This is a genomic window from Paenibacillus sp. YSY-4.3 (genome assembly GCF_054767475.1).
In genome coordinates, this window is the sequence record NZ_BAABMC010000012.1 from 23,850 (window position 1) to 45,433 (window position 21,584).

Consider the following 21,584-nt stretch of genomic DNA (forward strand, 5'->3'; position numbering starts at 1 on the left):
CCTATGAAAGTAACGAATGCAGAATTTGTGATCAGTGCCGTACGCCCTGATCAATATCCAGGAGACGCCCTGCCGGAAATTGCTCTGGCCGGGCGCTCCAACGTTGGCAAGTCATCCCTGATTAACCGGATGATTAACCGCAAGAACCTGGCACGTACCAGTTCCACGCCGGGAAAGACGCAGCAATTGAACTATTACCGTATTAATGATCAATTGTATTTCGTCGATTTGCCAGGATACGGCTATGCGAAGGTATCGAAGACGCAGCGCCAGGTATGGGGACAGATGATTGAGAAGTATTTGCTCGAGAGGGATCGCCTGAAGCTGATTCTTCTCGTCATTGATTTAAGGCATCCCCCGACCAAGGATGACGAAATGATGTACGATTGGCTCAAGCATTACGACCTGCCCGTCTGCGTGGTCGGCACGAAAGCGGATAAGATTCCGAGGTCCCGCTGGCAGAAGCATATTAAAATCATTAAGGATTCACTCGTCCTCCGGGCGATGGATGAGTTTGTCATGTTCTCTTCCGAAGAGGGAATCGGTAAGGACGAGCTGTGGAGCCATATTAGCCGCCATACCCTTGGGGAGCAGCAGGCAGAGCAGGAAGCCTCCGAATGAAAAATTATAAGAATCGATGGTTTACAAAGGGATTTGAAGGAGTTGCAGCAGGAAAGTGAGCATGCAGGGGGATTTTTGCAGCTGAGAACGGCTAAATCCGTTTTTTTCTGAAAAATGGCAGGAATTCACGTTTTGGACGCTGAGCAATACCTTGATTGAGTAGTGTATAATTATAATTAAGGATTGCTAAAAGAATTGAGGAGATTTTTATGGCTCAGCGGTTAGCCACAGAATATGTTAATGCCAGTTTACGATTGTCGGAAGTTCAGATGTCTCAGTTTATTCACAAGGTATACGATCCTCATGTGCGCCAGCGGGTAAAAGTGCTGGATAATGGCGGCCAAGAGGTGGTGCTGGAGGATGATAGCGGAGAAGAAGTCCATCTGCCTTTTGACCGTAAGGACGGATATTACGTCTGTGAGTTGTCTTTCCGCTTGGAAAAACCCCATTTAACTAACGTAATGCGACTGTTATTTGCCGCTTTCAAAGGCTCGGGAATGGTTACGCGCATTTATAACGGATTCATGATGATGTATTATTATCAAGAGGGCCGCGTACGCAAAATCGTGGAGTATTCCCGCGATTCCTACAAATTGGTTTACGAGCACAAGGATACGGTTGGTGAACTGCAGCGCATTTACCGCAATAATGATGTGGAGCGGGAAATAGAACGGATTCACCGCGAGGTGAACGCTCTTCTGGACCAGCGTTTTGTTGCTGAGGACGCCAAGGTTGTGCAGCGGATCGATAGTGAGCTTCGCAAGCATACCCGCCGTTTGTTCGTACTGGAAGCCTGAAGAGGCTATAAATAATTTTCTAGACGGTTGTCACCATTGACGAGAGAATGACATAAAGTGGTAAGGAAAACTACCCTAATGCTAGGGTAGTTTTTTTCCGGGCAAACAAACAAACTTTTTTTGCGAAAAGTGTTGCATTTGTTACGGATAGATGGTATTTTTAATCTCGTTGAAAAGAATATAGGAACCAGGATTCACTCAGGACATGGAGATGTTGCGAGAGATTTTTCCCTCGAGAAGTGAATGACGTAGGTCCTAGCGGATGAAATTTTTTCAAACATTTTATTCCTAGGAAGGGGGAACCGAAGGATGGAATATTCAACTTTCGGAAGACACGTTGCTGTTGATACTTGGGGAGTCGACTTTGAGGTACTGAACAATGCAGAGCTATTGCAAGCTCATTTGGTGGAAGCTGCTGAATCTTGTGGAGCAACGGTATTGTCCGTGCAATCCAAACAGTTCGAACCGCAAGGTGCGACGGTACTTGTGTTGTTGTCGGAGAGCCATCTCTCGATTCATACGTATCCTGAGAGAGGGTTTGCTGCTATTGATTGCTATACTTGTGGGGAGACGGTTGATCCGCAATTGGCGATCGATTACCTGGTGTCCGTATTGAAGCCGGAGAAAATGTACGCGAAGAAGATCATTCGCGGGCTGGGCGAACTTGAAGTTGTAACGCCGGTTATTAATCAAGTAGAGCTCGTATAAAGAAGAAATTGAAGGCTCAGTGGTTTCGTAGCTCATAGTTTGCGAAAAATTGGGTAAAATAAGATAACCATGGAGCATTTCCATGGTTATTTGTTTTTTGGCGGAATATTTTGGTTATCTTCATAAAGTGTTCATAAAACGCTCATCAAAACCGCCGAGGAATTTGCTGCTCCTGTGATATAATTAACATAGTTTGTTTTCGATCGATGCTATGACATCTTAACAAGGCAGGTGAACTTGCAATGCACATCGTCGTAGTCGGGTTGAACTATCGAACAGCGCCTGTGGAAGTCAGAGAACGTTTTACTTTTGCCGAACGGGATTTGCCGCAAGCGTTGCAAGAGTTGAAACGCACCAAGAGTGTATTGGAAGGCGTCATTATAGCAACCTGCAACAGAACGGAAATATATGTCGTGGTTGACCGCTTGCATATGTGCGGTTATTTTATCCGCAGCTTCATGGAGCAGTGGTTTGGTATTCCTAGACAAGAGTTTACCCAACATTTATACATGTATGAGGACGAGCAGGCTATCCGTCATCTATTCCGGGTCGCTTGCGGCCTGGATTCAATGGTGCTTGGCGAGACGCAAATTCTAGGACAGGTTCGGAGCGCTTTTCTGCTCTCTCAAAGCGAGAAGGCTACGGGCACCTGGTTTAATATGCTCTTTAAGCAAGCGATAACTTTAAGCAAAAGAGCCCATTCGGAAACGGCGATCGGCGAGAGTGCCGTATCGGTGAGCTATGCGGCCGTCGAGTTGGGCAAGCGGGTATTCGGCAGCTTTGAGGGCAAGAAGGTGCTTATCCTTGGTGCCGGCAAAATGAGCGAACTGACGGCGAAGCATTTGAGCGGAGGCGGCGCGGAAGAGGTGCTTGTGGCTAATCGTACCTTTGGCCGTGCGCAGGAGTTGGCAGCCAAATTCGATGGTATCCCTTGCTCCATGCAAGAAGCGATGCAGCGAATGCAGGATATCGATATTTTGATCAGTTCTACCGGGGCGGATGGCTACGTCATTACATCGTCTCAGGTGCAAAGCAGCATGAAGCAGCGGCCGGATCGGCCATTGTTCATTATAGATATAGCGGTGCCTCGCGATATCGACCCAGCGATCGGGGAGCTTGATAATGTGTTCCTGTACGATATTGACGATCTGGAAGGTATCGTGGAGAGCAACATGGAGATGCGCCGCGGCGAAGCTCTTAAAATCGACTGGATGATTGAAGAGGAAATGCGCGTGTTCGCCAACTGGCTGCAAACGCTTGGGGTCAGACCGGTGATTCGCGCGCTGCAGGAGAAGTCGTCCTCGATTCACGAGAGTACGATGGAAAGTCTGTTCAATAAGCTGCCTGAGCTGGATGAACGGCAGCGGAAGGTCATACGGCGATTGACCAAGAGCATCGTGAACCAGATGATGCATGATCCGATTAACCGGATCAAGGAAATGGCCGGAGAGGAGCATGGGGTGGAAGCACTCGAAATGTTCTCGCAAATTTTCGCGCTGGAGGAGCAGCTTGAGGCTCTGTCCGAATCTTCTACTACTGCGGATAAGCAGAATAGTGCGACTCAGGAGACTTCGGCGCAAGAACAAAAAGGGAAGAAGAAAGAGCCGTCACTTAAAGCGGAGACCGAGCTTCCGCTCGTGCAGGTATCGGTATGAAGCGGTAATCCGCTCAGATCTTCATCCTTGAATATATGTCAGGATCATAATTGTATGCCCTGAGCCTTCTGTTTTATTTCTCGTATTGCATTAGGGTGCAATCCGTAAAACGGAGGGTGCAGGGCATTTTTGGCGATATATACAAGTGTATGCTTCGGAGTTCAAGCTCCTCTTTTGGTGTAACATGCAATGTTCAGGCGGGCGGACGTGGCAAAATAAATGATGGTAGGTTATGCTATTATCAATGTAAAATGACGTATATATGATTCGCCGGCCATGGCTGGATATAGGAGTGGTGAGCATGAACGTCCCACATTATATTCCCGTGATGCTGAACTGTACAGGTAGGCGCTGCGTCGTCGTTGGCGGCGGGGTAATCGCTGAGAGGAAAGTTAGCGCGCTGCTGGCATCCTCCGCGGAGGCAACCGTCATCAGCCCTTCGCTTACCCCTTACTTGATGTCCTGTTACGAGAAAGGGCAGCTGCACTGGATAACGCGGGAATATCGGGAGGGTGATTTAAGCGGGGCTTTTTTGGCATATGCGGCTACGGACGACAGTGAGGTGAACGGAGCCGTCGTGTCGGAGGCGGAGAGTCTGGGCATGCCGGTGAACGATGCTGGCGATGGGGCCCGGGGCAACTTTATAACGCCGGCCTCAATCCGCAGGGGCGGCTTGATCGTGGCCGTATCGACTTCTGGAGCAGGTCCAACAGTTTCCCGAAGGCTGTGTGAGGAAGTCGACGAGCTAATTGGGGAGCATTACGAGATTTATATTGATTTTTTAAGTGACATCAGGGTAGGGATTAAAGAACAAGTGCCTGACCGCGGCAGACGCCAGTTATTGTTTAAAGCGTTAGCCGAGATGGATATATTGACAGAAATTCGTGAAGGACGATTTCGTCCTTGGAGCGAAGAGAAGCTTGCTACATGGATTGATGCATACCGGGAGGAATGAAGATGAATAAACGTACGATTGTCGTTGGAACTAGACAAAGCCAATTGGCGCTGACGCAGACCGGTCAGGTCATCGACGCGCTGAAAGCGATATGTAAGGAGCATGCGCTGCCCTATGATTTCGAGATTCGCAAAATCGTGACAAAGGGCGATCGTATTCTGGACGTAACATTATCGAAGGTCGGGGGCAAAGGCTTGTTCGTGAAGGAAATCGAGCAAGCGATGTTGAACGGCGAAATCGATATGGCGGTACATAGCATGAAGGATATGCCTTCTGTGCTGCAGGAAGGTCTCGTAACCGGTGCGGTTCCGCGCAGGGTCGATCCTAGGGATGCGCTGATTTCAAGGAACGGTCTGAGCTTGGATGAGCTTCCGGAAGGAGCAAAGATCGGCACAAGCAGTCTGCGCCGTTCGAGTCAGCTGAAGAAATACCGTCCGGACTTGAAGCTGGAATGGATTCGGGGCAATATCGATTCCCGGCTGCGCAAAATGGAGACGGAGGGCTTCGATGCCATTATCCTTGCTGCGGCGGGCTTGTACCGGATGGGTTGGGAGGAACGGATCACTTCATTTTTGCCGGTAGAGGTATGTTTGCCAGCTGTAGGTCAGGGGGCGCTTGGCATTGAATGCCGTGAAAGCGACGAGGAGGTGCGGCATCTTCTCTCGTTATACAATGACCGGGACACCGAGCTGACGGTAGCGGCAGAGCGCCAATTCTTGCGCGTATTGAACGGAGGCTGTCAGGTTCCGATCGGTGCATATGCGACCCTGGTTCAGGAGGATTCAGGGACGGGAACCTCGCGCATCGAATTGACGGGAATGGTAGGAACGCCGGACGGGCGGCTTGTCCTGAAGGATGTTCTGACCGGTGAGGATCCGTTGAAGCTGGGCGATGAGGTCGCAGCAAAGCTGGTCTCCAAAGGTGCAGACGAAATTTTGGCGGAAGTCAGGGAGTGAGTGATGGGGATGGCTGGCAAGGTATACTTAGTCGGGGCAGGGCCCGGCGATGCGAGATTGATAACGGTAAAGGGATTGCAGTGCCTGGAAAAAGGGGATGTCGTCGTATATGACCGGCTGGCTAATCCCAGCTTGCTGAAGAAAATGAAGCCGGGAGCGGAGAAGGTCTACGTAGGCAAGCTGCCAGACCGCCACACGATGAAGCAGGAGGAAATCAATCAGCTGCTCGTGGATTTGGCACTTACAGGGAAGACTGTTGTCCGTCTGAAGGGCGGCGATCCGACGATCTTTGGCCGCGTGGGTGAGGAGGCCGAATTGCTTCGCAAGCATGGAATCCCATATGAGATCGTGCCCGGGATTACCGCGGCGATCTCGGTTCCTGCCTATGCGGGCATTCCGGTAACCCATCGGGATATGGCATCTTCCCTGTCCATCATTACTGGGCACGAGAGCCCCGAGAAGCTGGACAAGTCCATCAACTGGGAGAAAGTGACGAATGCGACGGGAACGCTGATCTTTATGATGGGCGTAGCCAAAATCGGATATATCAGCAGGCAGCTCATTACGTACGGGAGGTCTCCCGATACGCCAGTGGCTCTCGTACGCTGGGGAACACGGGCAGAGCAGGAGACCTTGACCGGTACGCTTGAGGATATCGAGCGCAAAGTGCAGCAGGCGAACTTTCAGCCCCCTGCCGTCATCGTTGTAGGGGACGTCGTGATGCAGCGAGAGCATTTGAAGTGGGCGGAGACTCTGCCGCTGTTCGGAACGCGTGTCCTTGTTACCCGCGCCCGCAGTCAAGCCAGCGAGCTCGCTGCGCAAATCGAGGATTTGGGCGGGGAGCCGTATGAATTCCCTGTTATCGATATACGCCAGCCACAGGACGAGGAGCAGATTGTTCATGCGAATGCAGCTTTGAGCAGGCTGGAAACGTATGATTGGGTGTTTTTTACAAGTGTCAATGGGGTGGAGTATTTCTTTAAACACTTGGAAAAACTGGAACAAGACATCCGCTCGCTTCACCGTGCGAGAATCGCCGCAGTTGGCCCGGCGACGAAAGAAGCGCTGCGCGCCCGCGGAATTGCCGCTGAGGAACTGCCTGGCCAATTCCAGGCTGAAGGCATGTTTGAGGCCTACGGCGGCGAAATGCTCGCCGGACAGCAGGTGCTGCTGCCGCGGGGAGACCTTGGGCGCAATTGGCTGCCCGAGGTTCTGCGGGAGAAGGGTCTGACCGTCACCGACGCAGTGATGTATGAGACCGTGCCTGCTGGCGAAGAAGACGATGAGCTGCTGAAGCTCATCGAAGAGGACGGCATCCATGTCGTGACCTTCACCAGCTCGTCGACGGTAAAGAACCTGGTTGCAGCCCTGAAAGGCATGGGACTCGCTGACCCTGTTCAGGCATTGTCAGGCGCCGTGATCGCCTGCATCGGCCCGCTTACCGCGCAAACGGCGAGAGATCATGGCTTCAATGTCGATATTATGGCTGAGGAGTCGACGATCAACAGCCTTGTCCAATCGCTTTGCGATTGGCGTGCCCGCATTCGTGGATAAATAGCCCTCATAATTTATATTTTTTGCGCCGCAGTTAGCGTATCCCCGTAGGGGAGAGCGCCAATACCGTAATCAGTAGCAGTAAGAGGCACGCCGCAAAAGTAACTAATCCCTGCACGGCAGTGAGCGAATCCCCCAGGGGACAGCGCCTCTTACAGCCAGCTAAACTCATATACAGCAAATCAACTCCACCCACCGACCCAGACAGCAGGAGCGTCTAACGTAGAGCGGGCCCGTCAGGGCGGCAAGCGACTGATTGCACGGAGCTTGCCCGGGAGCATCATCCACTGCAGGGTTGAACAGAATGTTTCCCAGGTCGCCCAGGGGCGCCACAAGTAAGACGTACCCGAAGGGGGAAAAGCGTTCCACGTACCAACCTAAGCGCATCCCCGTCAGGGGACAGCGATGCAGGAGCGCCTCTGCAACTCCCCCGTTCCCTGATTTGCGGGAGTCCAGAGGGCGCAGCCCTTGGAGCCCTCCCTTACGACAAGGGAGGGTTTGGGTGGGTTGGGATCAATCGAAAGGATGGGACAAAACAAATGACATTTCCAATCGTAAGACACCGCCGTTTGCGGCAATCGGCCGCGATTCGCGGCATGGTCCGCGAGACCGTGATCACAGTCGATGATTTCGTACAGCCGATATTCGTCACCTATGGCAGTGACGTAAAGAATGAAATTTCTTCGATGCCGGGAGTATTCCATTTCTCCTTAGACCGCCTCCAGGAGGAAGTGAAGGGCATCGTCGAACTTGGCATTCCCGCGGTACTGCTGTTCGGCATACCTGAGCAGAAGGACAGCGTAGGAACATCGGCCTTCATCGAGAACGGAATCGTGCAGGAGGCCACACGGCTTATTAAATCTTGGTATCCCGATCTGCTCGTGGTTGCGGATACTTGCTTATGCGAATTTACGGATCACGGCCATTGCGGCATGGTTCACACTTTTGAACGGGACGGCCATGTCTGCGGGGATGTATTGAACGACGAATCCTTGGAACTGCTGGTTAAGACGGCAGTGTCGCAGGCGCAGGCAGGCGCTGACATCATCGCTCCATCGAACATGATGGACGGCTTCGTCCAAGCGATTCGTCATGGATTAGACGAAGCAGGCTTTGCCCATGTGCCGATCATGTCGTATTCCGTGAAATACGCCTCGGCATTTTACGGCCCGTTCCGGGAAGCTGCGGATTCAGCGCCGCAATTCGGCGATCGCAAGACGTATCAGATGGATCCTGCCAATGCCCGCGAGGCTCTGCGCGAAGCGGAGACGGATGTGCTGGAAGGTGCGGATATGCTCATGGTTAAGCCGGCATTGGCCTACATGGATGTCATTCGCATGCTCCGGGACCAATTTGATTTGCCGATCGTGGCCTACAATGTGAGCGGCGAATATTCCATGGTCAAAGCTGCGGCTCAACAAGGCTGGATAAACGAGCGGGCGATCGTCAGCGAAATGCTGCTTGGGATGAAGCGGGCGGGCGCTGACATTATCATTACGTATTTTGCTAAAGATGCAGCACGCTGGCTGCGCGAAGGTAAATAACGCAATTTAATAGACCAATGATTAAGCAAGGAGCGTGACGTCAATGAGTACAATTATCGGACGCAAAGGGGAAGAACGGTCCTATCAAGCATTTGAAGAAGCGAAAAAAGTGCTGCCGGGCGGAGTCAACAGCCCGGTGCGCGCGTTCAAGTCCGTTGGGCTAACTCCAATTTATATGGATCATGGAATCGGTTCGCACATTTACGATATCGACGGGAATAGCTATATCGATTACGTGGGATCATGGGGCCCGCTAATTATGGGCCATGCCCATCCAGAGGTCGTTAAGGCGCTGCAGGAGACGGCTGCAAAGGGGACCAGCTTCGGCGCGCCTACGCTGCTCGAGACGCAGATGGCCCAGCTCGTTGCAGAGCGCGTGCCGTCCATTGAAGTTGTGCGGATGGTTAACTCCGGGACAGAGGCTACGATGAGCGCGATCCGTCTGGCTCGTGGTTACACAGGACGCAGCAAAATCATGAAATTCGAGGGCTCCTATCACGGTCATGCCGACAGTCTGCTCATTAAAGCGGGTTCCGGCGTAGCCACCCTGGGGCTTCCGGATAGCCCAGGCGTGCCGGAGAGCATTGCTGCGAACACCATTACCGTTCCGTATAATGACTTGGAATCCGTTCAATTAGCGTTTGAGCGTTTCGGCGAAGAAATCGCAGGCATAATCGTGGAACCGATCGCGGGGAATATGGGCGTCGTTCCACCACAGCCCGGATTTTTGGAAGGGTTGCGCCGCATTACGACGGAATACGGCGGCCTGCTTATTTTTGATGAGGTCATGACTGGCTTCCGCGTTCATTTACACTCCGCTCAAGGACTGTTTGGCATTACTCCGGATTTGACCTGCCTTGGGAAAGTGATCGGCGGGGGACTGCCGGTCGGAGCTTACGGCGGTAAGCGGGAAATTATGGAGCAGATCGCTCCTTCCGGTCCAATCTATCAGGCGGGAACGCTTAGCGGCAACCCGCTGGCTATGATTGCTGGATTCACTACGCTGTCGCTGCTTACGCCAGAGGTCTATGACCGTCTCGAGCGCTTGTCAGCGAAGCTGCAGGCAGGGCTCGAAGCGAATGCGAAGGAGGCGGGAATCCCTAGCGTGATCAATCGCATCGGCTCGATGGTCTGCCCGTTCTTTACGAATGAGCCGGTCGTAAACTACGATACGGCAAAGACCAGTGATTTGGATCTGTTCCGCCGCTATTTTGCAGCGCTGGTACAGGAGGGAATCAACATCGCTCCGTCTCAGTTCGAAGGCATGTTCGTATCCGGCGTTCATACTGACGAGGACATTGATGCCACGATCGAGGCGCATCGCAAAGCGCTGCAGAAGCTGTGAGCATACGGATTGCAGGCACTAGACGGGGAGAGTGGCTAGAGCTGATGCCCGGCAGGCTCCCCATGCCGGCAAGCGGTGACCGTTATGAAGCGGCGATGGGATGGCTGGAGGGCAATCTAGGCTTTCCAGTCAAGCTTCGGCACATGCTTGAAGCCGAGCAGGGCATCAAGCTGGCGGGGGATCGGCTGCGCCTGCGGCTTTTTCCGCCAAGGATATCGCAATATGAGCCTATGCAGCCGGATCATCCGCTGCAAATCTTGTACGAGGACGATTTTTGCCTCGTTGTACATAAGCCCGCAGGGGTCAAAGTGCATCCCGATGGACATAGCCGCCAGGCGACTTTAGCCAATATGGTCGCAGCGATCTATTCGGAACGCGGAGAGCCTGTTGCGCCCGAGCATATACACCGGCTGGACGAATATACGTCCGGCCCGGTGCTATATGCCAAGAACGCCTATTCCCAGCTTAAGCTGGACGCAGCGATGGCGCGCAAGGAAATCGGCCGCATTTACGTTGCGCTGGTACAAGGCACAGTAAGTCCTGCTCTCACCGTGATCGATCAGCCGATCGGCAAGGATCGGCATCATAAAGCGCGGCGGCGCGTATCCCAATCGGGCCAACATGCGGTAACGCGCGTAGAGCTGCTGGAGGCCTATCCGGCTGCAAGCCTCGTTCGGCTAACGCTTGAGACGGGGCGCACGCATCAGATACGGGTCCATATGAGCTATGCGGGGCACCCGCTTATCGGGGACGCTTTATACGGGGGCAGCACCAAGCTGACGTCTCATCAAGCGCTTCACGGCGAAAGTTTGATCTTTGCCCACCCGCTTACGGGAGAGGCCTTGTCTGTGCAGGATCCTTGGCCTACAGGCTGGAAAGAGCTGCTTAGGCGACTCCAAGCCTAGCCAAAGCAGGATTGGGATACATGTAACAGTCCATGATGAGCGGCGTTCGATCGGCAAAAACCAGGCATGCACTCCTTTTTCAAGCATATAAATAAAACGAGCGATGATTTGAACCATGTCATCCATGGGATGCGAAATCATGTTTGGAAATGCTGAAAGGAGGTATCATTCTTGGCTGATCAATCCTACGGTCTGAGGTTTGATATTTATGAGCGCGTTCATTTACCGGAAGATGTGGTTGGGGTTGAAGAATTGGAGGAAATCGAGCTTTTTCCTCAGATTCAGGTGATCCCTGGCGAGGAGTATGCCGCGCTTCGCGGCCATTTGCTGCTGTCGGGGCTTTACCGGGGGCAAGGGGAGAGCTGCAAGCTGGAACACTGGATTCCGGTTGAAATTACGATTCCGCTGAGCCGGGTAAACAAGCTGGAGGAGATTGCCGTCGAAATCGAGAATTTTGATGTGGATCTGCTAAGTGCCCGCAGCTTGAATATTACCGGAGTTTTGTCGCTTAAGGGCATTGAGACGAATACGCTGGCGGGAAGCGAAGAATGGAAGGACAGGGAATTTATAGCGGCGCATGAATCCTACCAGGATGAGCCGGGCGAAGTTGACCTGGCAGAGCCATCGTCCTTTGAGGCATGGAGTGGGGAGGAAGACCGGCTAGAGGAGCAGATCTCCGAGGGGCTGGTGTCTGGAGGCAGAGAGGACTATGCTTCCCAGCAAAGTTTTTTGGAGGCTGCTGAGGTCCCGGATTTGCCGGAATTTCCGGAAAACGGCCATCAGAACGTGATTTCATGGACGGACGATTCGCTGCTCTCATCCCCATCGCTATGGAAGGACAAGGCGATTCCTGCAGACGAAATTCGGGAGGTTGTGCAGCAAGCAGAAGAGAATCTCGCTGCGTTCAAGGAAGAAGAACAACGCGATGAGCCTAAGGGTCACCCCTTCATAAGCGAGCGCGAGACCCACGGGACCGATGCCGTCGAGGTCGTACAGGCTGTTTCGAAGGAAACAGATCATTCGGGCTCCTTGGAGCTCGATGCGGATTCTGAACCGATATTGTCGGCATCCATCGAATCGGAGTCTGCGGGAGATTTGGCTCATGAAGACTCGGAGCCGGAGATCCGCCCCCAGCTCGAGGAGAAAAAAGAGCTGAAAATCGCCCTAAACAGTAAGAAGGCGGATGAAACGATACAAGGAAATGATGTTGGCATCACCAAGCTGTTATCCACCCATCGGCCGAACAAAGAAGCGGAAGGTTCTTTAGAGCAGGAAGAAGGCAGTGTAAAGGTGGCGGCTGAAGAACACGGGGACGAAGAAGATGTCCGCTGGAAAAATTTATTTATTGGCAATACGGAGGAGCAGACCCCATTTCGGAAAATCCGGCTCGTCATCGTTCAGCGCGAAGAGACCTTGGATGAAATAGCCGAGCGGTATAATCTCAGCACGAGGGAACTACAGCTTTACAATCGGCTGGCTGAGCATAGTTTGGCGGAGGGGCAGGTTTTATATATTCCGTAAATTAATTTTGCCGGAATCATATATATATGAGCAGACTGCGCATACTTTGCGCAGTTTTTTTTTGATAAGGTCATGGGGCAAGTTTTCTGATGCTAACAAAATTAACTTTGTTAGTATAAATTTTAAATTTATTTAAAATAAAATCACCGTAAATCTTGTATTATTTTTACTATTTATGGTATATTTGTGTCTAGATGGCGAACATTCACTTTTTTAACCATTGTTTGTCGTCGACAATTCTATCTTTTATGTCATTTCGTCATATTAACTCGGCCTAATGACAAAATTTTGTGAGAAGGGGGGAGGAAACAAGGAGAATCTGTTAATTTCTACGGAAAATTTCGGGATGAGTCAGGAAAGGAGAGCAAGGGCAGACGGGAAACAACAGGAACTGCATATTCGAAAGGCTACATTTTGAGAGCGCATACATTTCCCAAGCGAATGGTTTAATTATTAAATTTATAACAGGAGCTGAAAGAAATGATAAAGTATTTGCCCAAACGCACTGCTATGCTTGCGTTGATTTCGACACTGGTTGTTACGATGTTAACACCTTTCGGAAATCAAAACGCTCAAGCGGCAGAGGCCCATGTGGACAACCCTTATGTTGGCGCGACAAAATATATCAACCCCGACTATGCTACATTGATCGATACTTCGATTGCTAGAGTCAGTGACAGTACGTTGAAAGCCAAAATGGAAACTGTCAAATCATATAATACCTATGTATGGCTTGACCGCATTGCGGCGATTTACGGCGGAGAGGATAATGGCAACCGCCGCAGCCTCGAGGGGCATCTGGACGCTGCCTTGGCTCAGAAGCAAGGCAACACGCCAATTGTTGCAGAGATCGTCATTTACGATTTACCTGGCCGGGATTGTCATGCCCTGGCATCCAATGGAGAGCTGCCATTGACGCAAGCGGGCCTGCAAACATATAAAACTGACTATATCGATGTAATTGCTGATATTTTCTCCAAGCCTAAATACCAGGACATTCGGATCGTTACGGTTGTTGAACCGGACAGCCTTCCGAACTTGGTTACCAACTTGAGCACTCCGGCATGCGCCGCAGCCAACTCCAGCGGCATCTATGTGGATGCCGTCAAATATACGCTCAATAAGCTGGCTGTCATCCCTAACGTATACACTTATGTAGATATTGGCCACTCAGGCTGGCTCGGATGGGATGATAACCGTCAAGGTACCATCCAGTTATATACCCAATTGGCTAAAGCTACGAATGCCGGCTTTGCCAGCATCGATGGTTTTGCTTTGAACACGGCGAATACAACTCCATTGGTAGAGCCGAATTTGCCGGATCCGAACCAAAATGTAAACGGCATGCCGCTCAGATCCGCCAATTTCTATGAGTGGAATCCATACTTCAGCGAAGCTGATTTTGCCGCGGGTCTGTATTCGGGCTTTGTGTCTGCCGGCTGGCCAAGCAGCCTCGGCTTCATTATCGACACATCCCGTAACGGCTGGGGCGGACCAGACCGGCCGACCAGTGCGATTGGCTCCACGATTGACCAAATCGTAAATTCGGGCCGCGTGGATCGCCGCCAGCATCGGGGCTTGTGGTGCAACAACAGCGGCGCTGGCATGGGGAGAGCGCCAGAGGCTGCTCCGTCAGGATTCCCTGCTTCGCATATCGACGCTTTTGTCTGGGTTAAGCCTCCGGGGGAATCCGACGGATCCAGCTCTGCAATTCCGAATAACGAAGGCAAAGGCTTCGACCGCATGTGTGATCCGACTTTTCAAACCCAATACGGTATTTTGACGGGTGCGCTACCAAACGCTCCTGTATCCGGCCATTGGTTCCATGATCAATTTGTCATGCTCGTCCAAAACGCGTATCCGGCTATCCCGGCGAATGGCGGGGGAGGACCGGTAGACCCGCCTCCGACGGCTCCGGCCGCACCGACTGGCCTCAGCGCAACGGGTGGCAACGGACAAGTCTCCTTAAGCTGGAACGCTTCACAAGGTGCGACCAGCTATACAGTCAAACGCTCCACGACGAGCGGCGGGCCGTATGCTACGCTAGCAACTATTAGCGGCACTAGCTATACGGATACCGCGGTCACTAACGACACGACTTATTACTATGTGGTCAGTGCAGCCAATAGCGTGGGCACAAGCGTGAATTCCTCCCAAGCATCTGCGCTTCCTCAAGGGGGAGGCACGACTCCGAATCCTGAGCCGACCGGTGATTTGGTGGTTCAGTACAAGGCTGGGGACACAAATGCAACCGATAATCAATTCAAACCGCATTTTAACATCGTGAATAACGGCTCAACGCCTGTTGACCTTAGCCAATTGTCACTCCGCTATTACTTTACGGCGGATGGCTCTCAGCCGATGCAATTCAACTGCGATTGGGCGATGGTTGGCTGCTCGAACCTGACAGGCACGTTTGTCAAAATGAGCCAAGGCAAGACGGGAGCCGATACCTACTTGGAAATTAAGTTCAATGCGTCAGTTGGAACGCTTGCTCCTGGAGAAAGCACAGGTGACATCCAAACACGCAACAATAGCAGCGATTGGACTAATTTGGATGAGAGCAACGACTACTCCTTTGATGCTACGAAAACTTCTTATGCCAATTGGGACAAAGTGACTCTGTACCAGAACGGAACTTTGGTGTGGGGGATTGAACCTTAAAAAACTAACCAGGAACGGCGTCGATGTGGCGCCGTTTCCTTCAACTAAGGAGGATTCGGCATCTAACTGAAATTTAAGGCAAGCTCACGGCTGGACGTACGTACGATATTTCCGCCGCAATTCGGCTAAAGAACGCCAGCAGCGGACGAATCTTGATTACGATGCAGCAGAGCGACGGAAGCGGCGATAACTATCTTCGCGTAGCCGAATCGCCAGTGACGGACAGCGCTTGGATGACATTGAGAGGGTCGTTCCTGTATGAGCCTTCGGGTGCGGTCACGTCGTTGAAGCTTTATTTTGAAGGTCCCGATGCAGGCGTAGATTTTTACGTCGATGACGTTGTGGTTGCCGAAAGGGCAGATATTGACTGGAAGGCGGAAGCCATTGCACGGATCGAGCAGCTCCGCAAAGGCGACGTGCAAATTCTCGTGACCGATGAAGAGGGACGTCCCATACCGGGTGCAAACGTCGAGGTACAGCAGACCAGACACGGTTTTCCTTTTGGTTCGGCGATGAGCAGCACGGTGCTATCCAATAGCCAGTACAGCAATTTTTTTAAGGAGCATTTCAATTGGGCCGTATTCGAAAATGAGTCCAAATGGTATTCCAATGAGACCAGCAGGGGCAATGTCAACTATAGCGTGGCCGACCGGATGATGGAGTTTGCCGAAGCGAACGGCATTACGGTGCGGGGGCATACGATACACTGGGAGGTTGATCAATATCAACCCAGTTGGGTTCGCAAGGCGATGGATGATCGAATCACTAGCGTTGTGAATCATTTCAAAGGCAAATTCGTTCATTGGGATGTGAACAACGAAATGATGCACGGCAGTTTTTTCAAAGATCGGCTAGGCGCATCGGTTTGGCCTTACATGTACCAAAGAACGAAGGAGCTTGATCCGGACGCCAAGCTGTTCGTCAACGATTATAACGTGATCAGCCAGCCCGGCGACAATGATTACAAGCTTCATATCCAGGAGCTGCTCGGCCAAGGCGCGCCTATCGACGGTATCGGCGTGCAAGGGCATTTCGGTGCAACGATCGATCCGATCGTGGTGAAGTAGAGACTGGATAATTTGGCGACCCTGGATTTACCAATTTGGATTAGCGAATATGATTCTACACAGCCCAATGTAAATATCAGGGCGGACAATCTTGAAGCACTTTACAGAACAGCCTTCAGCCATCCGGCGGTAGAGGGGATCATGATGTGGGGCTTCTGGGCCGATAACCACTGGCGGGGCGCGGATGCGGCAATTGTGAACATGGATTGGTCCTTGAATGCAGCAGGGCAAAGGTTTATCGCTCTGATGGACGAATGGACAACGCATCAGACCGGGACGACATCGGCCAATGGCCAATACGCTTTCCGGGGGGTTCATGGCACTTACGACTTCACGGTAACGAAAGGCAATCTCCGCGCGACAGAAACCTTCGAACTGACGCCGGGAAGCGGCGTGCTGTCAGTAGCCGTCCAGCTTAAAGAGTCCGGCGGCGAACCTGGTCCTATCCCTACTGGAGAAATGAGAGCAATGATTATTCTTTCGAGCCGGCTAAAACGTCGTTTACTAAATGGGAGAAAATAACCTTGTACCGTAACGGACAGTTCGTGTGGGGAATCGAACCCTGAGACGGTCAATCATTTTAAAGGAGGAAAGTTTATTTGATGAAGAATCCTAGAAAATCTATAAAGCTGTGGATTTATGCGGCGATCATTGCCATCGTGCTGCCGATCATTTGCATTTACCCTCCTCCAGCCGCGGAGGCGGCCGGAATCGACGGATACCTTCATACTGAAGGGAATAAGATCGTAGATAGCTCCGGACGGGAGGTTCATTTCAGCGGGGTGAACTGGTTTGGCTTCGAGACGGGAAACAATGTGGTTCATGGGCTGTGGGCCCGCAATTGGGAAGAGATTTTGGACGATATTCAAAGGCTCGGATATAACTCGATCCGTCTTCCGTTCAGCAATGAAGTGCTGAATCCAGGAAAAATGCCGGATTCCATTGATGCAACAAAAAATCCGGATCTAGCCGGCTTAAACTCGATTCAGATCATGGACAAAATCATCGAAGGAGCAGGGCAGCGGGGGTTGAAGGTCATATTGGACAACCATCGCTCCAATGCGGGGGTCAGCGCTCAAGAGAGCGGGCTGTGGTATACAGCCGATTATCCGGAGTCCCGCTGGATTGCGGACTGGGAGTCCTTGACGCGCAAATACTTGAACAATGATACGGTAGTAGCGATGGATTTGCGCAATGAACCGCATGCCGCCGCTTGCTGGGGCTGCGGGGACCCGGCGACCGATTGGAGAATTGCGGCCGAGAAGGCGGGCAATGCCATACTCGCGATCAACCCGAATCTGCTCATTTTGGTGGAAGGGAATGAGTGCTACGCCCCGGGCGGCAACAACGACCCCTGGACAGGGGCGGATTGTACCTGGTGGGGCGGCAACTTGCAGGGAGCTAAAGATTATCCGGTCCGTTTGAACGTGCCGAACAGGCTGGTCTATTCTCCGCATGAGTATCCGGCCAGCGTATATAATCAACCGTGGTTCAGCGCTCCGGATTACCCGAGCAATTTGCCTCAGGTATGGGAGAAATACTGGGGTTATTTGAAGCAGGATTATCCGATTCTGTTCGGAGAATTTGGCACCCATCTCGCTACCGAGTCGGACAGGCTCTGGCTGAATTCATTGGCGGATTACATCCGGCAGCATGGGTTAAACTGGACCTTTTGGTCGCTGAATCCGAACTCGGGTGATACCGGAGGACTTTATTTGAACGACTGGAAGACGATCGAGCAGGCCAAACAGGCTGTTCTGGAAACGATCCAGTATCCGAAGATCGGTTCAGCATCGCCGGGGTCTGGAACACCTGCCGCACCTGAGGGATTAAGCGCCGTGTCTTCGGATCAGCGCGTCGCGTTAAGCTGGACCAGTGCAGGTCAAGGGGCGTCTTACAACGTCAAGCGCTCTACGCAAAGTGGAGGTCCTTATATGATGGTTGCGACGGTAAGTTCGAACAGCTATGCGGATACGGGGCTGACAAACGGCGTCACGTATTATTATGTGGTTTCTGCGGTCACAACTAGCGGGGAGTCCGCCAATTCCAGACAGGTTGCTGCAACGCCGCAGACCGGTGCGACCACGGGGGATCTGGAGGTCCATTACCGTGCCGGCAATACGAACCCTTCCGATAATCAGGCCGCTCCGCATTTTAATATCGTGAACAAAGGCCAGAGCTCCGTCGCTCTAAGCGGCATCACGCTTCGCTATTGGTACACACCGGAAACAGGCAAGACCCCGGTTTTTAATTGCGATTATGCCGCCGTGGGCTGTGCTAACGTAAACGGAAAATTTGCTACTGCCGGGGACGGCCGGGCTTACGTAGAGATCTCTTTCGAACCCGGTGCAGGCTCCATTTCCGCAGGACAACAGTCCGGCGATATTCAGTTAAGATTTCATTATACGGATTGGAGCAATATGAATGAGTCCGACGACTATTCTTTTAATCCGAATCAAACCGCCTACAAAGCTTACGACAAAGTAACGCTATATCGGAATGGAACGCTAATTTGGGGGAACGAGCTTTAATCAAATGATAACGAAATGAAAAGAGGGAGCAGGAATGACTAGCTTAACGGAGAGTTTGAGAAGCAGTGTAAGGAGCTTTGTAAAAATAATCGCGATCATGCTCATTTTCGTGCTGGCGATATCCGGTTTGTTACCAGCAGGAGTTCATGCGGACACCGACCCTAGCCCAATTCGGGTAAACCAAATCGGTTACTTGCCCGGGGCTGATAAAATAGCCACGATCGTTAGCAATTCGGCGTCCCCGCTTGCCTGGGAGCTGCGCAAGACAGGAGGCAGCGTGGCGGCTCAAGGGCAGACCCATGTATACGGCCTAGATCAGGCTTCCGCCGATCGCATTCATCATGCCGATTTTTCGTCCGTTTCGGAGCAAGGCACTTATAGACTGTGGGTTTCCGGATTAGGAGAAAGCGTGCCGTTTGCCATTAACGGCAATTTATATCCGAACCTGCCTAGCGAGGCGATGGAATATTTCTACTTCCACCGGATGGGCGTAGACATTCAGGCGCAATACTTGAGCAACGCTGCTTTTGCCCATAAAGCGCTGCATCCGGGAGACAATTCGATCGGCTGTTATAACAGCTGGTGCGGAAACGAAAGACTTAATGTGAAAAATTCATGGGCAGATGCAGGAGACTTCGGAATCTACCCCGTGAATCAGGCGATATCGGCCTGGACGCTGCTCAATCTATACGAGCGTTACCCCGGGGCGTTCCCGGACGGCTCTCTGAACATCCCGGAGAGCAGTAACGGCATCCCCGATATTCTTGACGAAGTTCTGTTCGGCTCGACTTTTATGAAGGGAGTCATGCCTTCGACAGGACTGGCCTCGCATAAAATTCATAATGACAATTGGAGCGCGTTTCCGGTAACGAATATCGATGCTGAGAACAGCATGAATCGTCAAGCCCAGCCGCCTTCCACGAACGCGACCTATGCCGTGGCCCGCAACTTGGCGCATCTGGCTCGCTTGATCAAGCCGTATAAAGAAGCGGAAGCCGCAGATATGTGGAGCATTGCCAAGGAGGCCTGGACACGGGCTTCGGCGAATCCGAATGTTCTCTATACCTCGCAAACGCCTGACGCTCCGGGCGGCGGGGATTATGACGACATTCGCACAAGCGATGACCGGTATGCTGCGGCCGCAGAATTATATTTGACGGCCTATGCGTTAGGTGACAGCAATACATCATCCTATAAAGCAGCGGTAACTTCATCTCAGCATTACCGCGAGGTATCCCAGTTCGACTGGCAGTCTACCGCTACGACAGGAACGCTGTCTCTATTGTCGGCTCAAAACGATCTGCCAGCCTCTGATCTTCAGGCCATGAAGACGAATGTGCTGAACCAGGCAAACGGGTTGCTCACGACACTAAATGGAGAAGGATACCCTGTGCTGCTGCCGGGGAACAAAGGTTATGACTGGGGCTCCAACTCTATCATTGCCAACAAAATGATACTGCTCGGCTACGCGTACGATCTTAGCCAGAACCTGAATTATTTAAAAGCGCTGAACCAGGCGATGGATTATTTCATGGGCAACAATGCGATGAGATTATCTTATATTACGGGTTACGGCCAATACTTCGAGACGGACACGCATGACCGCTGGGCTTGGGGCAAATACCAGAGCGGCGTATCGTATCCGAAGGGCTGGCTGTCCGGTGGGCCAAACAACACGGTGATCAACGATTCGGCGACGCCAATGGGAATGCCGGCGGCCAAGTCATATGCGCCGAAGAACACGGCTCCTGATGCCTGGGTGTCCAAAGAGAATACGATCAACTGGAATGCGCCGCTTGTGTGGATTTCAAAATATATTCAAGACCATAGAGAGCCGCTAGGCGGAGGGACGAACCCGAACCCGAATCCAAACCCTGACCCGGGCCCAGGACCAGGACCAGGACCGGACCCGAATCCGGGACCTAGTGGAGATTTGATCGTTCAGTACAAAGCCGGAGACACGAATGCAACCGACAACCAATTCAAGCCTCATTTCAATATCGTAAACAAGGGGACCACGGCAGTGCCTTTAAGCGAGTTGAGCCTGCGGTATTACTTTACAGCTGACGGCAATAATCAGCTGCAGTTCAACTGCGATTGGGCCATGGTCGGCTGCTCTAACCTGAGCGGAGCGTTCGTAAAAATGAACCCGGGCAAAGCGAACGCCGATACCTATTTGGAAATTACGTTCAAAGCGGCAGCGGGTTCGCTGCAGCCTGGCGGACAAACCGGGGATATCCAGGCACGCAATCATGCGAGCAACTGGACGAACCTCAACGAGAGCAATGATTATTCTTTTGATCCTACGAAGACCGCTTATGCAAATTGGGACCGCGTAACACTGTACCATAACGGAACGCTGGTATTCGGAAACGAGCCTTGATTGCCGGGATGGCTCTACGTAGTCATTCAGACCAAATATTGACTCCCAGTCCATTTCACGCTATGATAATATGGATTAACTTAAATAACCGTGTGAAAAGACATGGAACGGGAAGAGTAGGCAGTGAGCCCTTCAGAGAGCGGGATTGCAGCGCTGGAAGATTCCGCAGGATGCAGCTGGCCGAAGTCACCCGGGAGTCGCTTGTTTGAGCAGCTATTCAGTTTGTAGCTGTTAGAACGGGCCGGTAGCAGCCGTTATCTGTACGAGTGTTGTGAGTTTCTCGGCGATTCCGCGAATGTAGCGGTTTCGGGGCTGAGTAACCTGCAAAACAAAGGTGGTACCGCGAAAGTAAAGCCTTTCGTCCTTTGAGACGAGGGG

16 protein-coding genes, 1 pseudogene and 1 other annotated feature are annotated in these 21,584 nt (G+C 52.0%); all 17 genes and pseudogenes read left to right on the forward strand.

Annotation, left to right across the window (positions count from 1 at the left end; genetic code table 11):
- The first annotated feature begins 3 nt into the window (after positions 1-3).
- The 17 genes and pseudogenes from yihA to ACYUJT_RS23630 all read left to right on the forward strand — a co-directional run bounded on the left by yihA (position 4) and on the right by ACYUJT_RS23630 (position 21,206).
- Entirely contained in the window at positions 4-621 is a 618-nt protein-coding gene (gene yihA, locus ACYUJT_RS23550; protein ID WP_460327006.1) for a ribosome biogenesis GTP-binding protein YihA/YsxC, read from the forward strand.
- A 209-nt stretch (positions 622-830) separates the two neighbouring features.
- A complete protein-coding gene (locus ACYUJT_RS23555; RefSeq protein ID WP_460327008.1) occupies positions 831-1,418 on the forward strand; it encodes a non-ribosomal peptide synthetase module in 588 nt (195 codons plus the stop codon).
- Between the two features lie 309 nt (positions 1,419-1,727).
- Positions 1,728-2,126, forward strand: coding sequence for an adenosylmethionine decarboxylase (speD, locus tag ACYUJT_RS23560; RefSeq protein WP_055105570.1), 399 nt, complete (start codon positions 1,728-1,730; stop codon positions 2,124-2,126).
- A gap of 242 nt (positions 2,127-2,368) precedes the next feature.
- Positions 2,369-3,781: a glutamyl-tRNA reductase gene (gene hemA, locus ACYUJT_RS23565; RefSeq protein ID WP_460327011.1), complete on the forward strand. Its 1,413-nt coding sequence runs from the start codon at positions 2,369-2,371 to the stop codon at positions 3,779-3,781.
- 301 nt (positions 3,782-4,082) lie between these two features.
- Positions 4,083-4,736 carry a precorrin-2 dehydrogenase/sirohydrochlorin ferrochelatase family protein gene (locus ACYUJT_RS23570; protein WP_460327013.1) on the forward strand — a complete coding sequence of 218 codons (654 nt, stop codon included), beginning with the start codon at positions 4,083-4,085 and terminating at the stop codon, positions 4,734-4,736.
- Between the two features lie 2 nt (positions 4,737-4,738).
- Positions 4,739-5,692 (forward strand): hydroxymethylbilane synthase, encoded by a 954-nt coding sequence (gene hemC, locus ACYUJT_RS23575; RefSeq protein ID WP_460327015.1) that lies wholly within the window; start codon positions 4,739-4,741, stop codon positions 5,690-5,692.
- 9 nt (positions 5,693-5,701) lie between these two features.
- Positions 5,702-7,246 carry a uroporphyrinogen-III C-methyltransferase gene (gene cobA / locus ACYUJT_RS23580; protein ID WP_460327017.1) on the forward strand — a complete coding sequence of 515 codons (1,545 nt, stop codon included), beginning with the start codon at positions 5,702-5,704 and terminating at the stop codon, positions 7,244-7,246.
- 539 nt (positions 7,247-7,785) lie between these two features.
- Positions 7,786-8,790 (forward strand): porphobilinogen synthase, encoded by a 1,005-nt coding sequence (hemB, locus tag ACYUJT_RS23585; RefSeq protein ID WP_460327019.1) that lies wholly within the window; start codon positions 7,786-7,788, stop codon positions 8,788-8,790.
- A gap of 43 nt (positions 8,791-8,833) precedes the next feature.
- Entirely contained in the window at positions 8,834-10,135 is a 1,302-nt protein-coding gene (gene hemL / locus ACYUJT_RS23590) for a glutamate-1-semialdehyde 2,1-aminomutase (protein WP_460327021.1), read from the forward strand.
- The gene (locus tag ACYUJT_RS23595) at positions 10,132-11,040 is read left to right on the forward strand and encodes an RluA family pseudouridine synthase (RefSeq protein WP_460327024.1); all 909 of its coding nucleotides are present in this window, start codon (positions 10,132-10,134) and stop codon (positions 11,038-11,040) included. Before hemL ends, ACYUJT_RS23595 begins: the two co-directional genes overlap by 4 nt.
- Positions 11,041-11,211: 171 nt before the next feature.
- On the forward strand, positions 11,212-12,561 hold the full coding sequence (locus tag ACYUJT_RS23600) for a LysM peptidoglycan-binding domain-containing protein (RefSeq protein ID WP_460327027.1): 1,350 nt from the start codon (positions 11,212-11,214) through the stop codon (positions 12,559-12,561).
- Positions 12,562-13,041: 480 nt separating this feature from the next.
- Positions 13,042-15,225, forward strand: a complete 2,184-nt coding sequence (locus ACYUJT_RS23605) for a glycoside hydrolase family 6 protein (protein ID WP_460327029.1) — start codon at positions 13,042-13,044, stop codon at positions 15,223-15,225.
- Positions 15,226-15,317: 92 nt separating this feature from the next.
- Positions 15,318-15,527: pseudogene (locus ACYUJT_RS23610) on the forward strand (carbohydrate binding domain-containing protein); the annotation flags it as partial.
- A 39-nt stretch (positions 15,528-15,566) separates the two neighbouring features.
- Positions 15,567-16,292: an endo-1,4-beta-xylanase gene (locus tag ACYUJT_RS23615; RefSeq protein ID WP_460327108.1), complete on the forward strand. Its 726-nt coding sequence runs from the start codon at positions 15,567-15,569 to the stop codon at positions 16,290-16,292.
- Between the two features lie 12 nt (positions 16,293-16,304).
- The gene (locus ACYUJT_RS23620; protein WP_460327031.1) at positions 16,305-16,814 is read left to right on the forward strand and encodes a hypothetical protein; all 510 of its coding nucleotides are present in this window, start codon (positions 16,305-16,307) and stop codon (positions 16,812-16,814) included.
- Positions 16,815-16,894: 80 nt separating this feature from the next.
- Complete coding sequence (locus ACYUJT_RS23625) at positions 16,895-18,823, forward strand: cellulase family glycosylhydrolase (protein ID WP_460327034.1); 1,929 nt, start codon at positions 16,895-16,897, stop codon at positions 18,821-18,823.
- Positions 18,824-18,857: 34 nt separating this feature from the next.
- On the forward strand, positions 18,858-21,206 hold the full coding sequence (locus tag ACYUJT_RS23630) for a glycoside hydrolase family 9 protein (protein WP_460327036.1): 2,349 nt from the start codon (positions 18,858-18,860) through the stop codon (positions 21,204-21,206).
- 94 nt (positions 21,207-21,300) lie between these two features.
- Positions 21,301-21,575 (forward strand) — a binding site (T-box leader).
- Positions 21,576-21,584 lie beyond the last annotated feature (9 nt).

Bases quoted from the DNA above. Each gene is read 5' to 3' on its own strand.
- cobA (WP_460327017.1), top strand. From the start codon at position 5,702: ATGGCTGGCAAGGTATACTTAGTCGGGGCAGGGCCCGGCGATGCGAGA.
- ACYUJT_RS23570 (WP_460327013.1), top strand. From the start codon at position 4,083: ATGAACGTCCCACATTATATTCCCGTGATGCTGAACTGTACAGGTAGG.
- hemB (WP_460327019.1), top strand. From the start codon at position 7,786: ATGACATTTCCAATCGTAAGACACCGCCGTTTGCGGCAATCGGCCGCG.
- speD (WP_055105570.1), top strand. From the start codon at position 1,728: ATGGAATATTCAACTTTCGGAAGACACGTTGCTGTTGATACTTGGGGA.
- ACYUJT_RS23625 (WP_460327034.1), top strand. From the start codon at position 16,895: ATGAAGAATCCTAGAAAATCTATAAAGCTGTGGATTTATGCGGCGATC.
- hemC (WP_460327015.1), top strand. From the start codon at position 4,739: ATGAATAAACGTACGATTGTCGTTGGAACTAGACAAAGCCAATTGGCG.
- ACYUJT_RS23605 (WP_460327029.1), top strand. From the start codon at position 13,042: ATGATAAAGTATTTGCCCAAACGCACTGCTATGCTTGCGTTGATTTCG.
- hemA (WP_460327011.1), top strand. From the start codon at position 2,369: ATGCACATCGTCGTAGTCGGGTTGAACTATCGAACAGCGCCTGTGGAA.
- hemL (WP_460327021.1), top strand. From the start codon at position 8,834: ATGAGTACAATTATCGGACGCAAAGGGGAAGAACGGTCCTATCAAGCA.
- ACYUJT_RS23555 (WP_460327008.1), top strand. From the start codon at position 831: ATGGCTCAGCGGTTAGCCACAGAATATGTTAATGCCAGTTTACGATTG.
- yihA (WP_460327006.1), top strand. From the start codon at position 4: ATGAAAGTAACGAATGCAGAATTTGTGATCAGTGCCGTACGCCCTGAT.
- ACYUJT_RS23630 (WP_460327036.1), top strand. From the start codon at position 18,858: ATGACTAGCTTAACGGAGAGTTTGAGAAGCAGTGTAAGGAGCTTTGTA.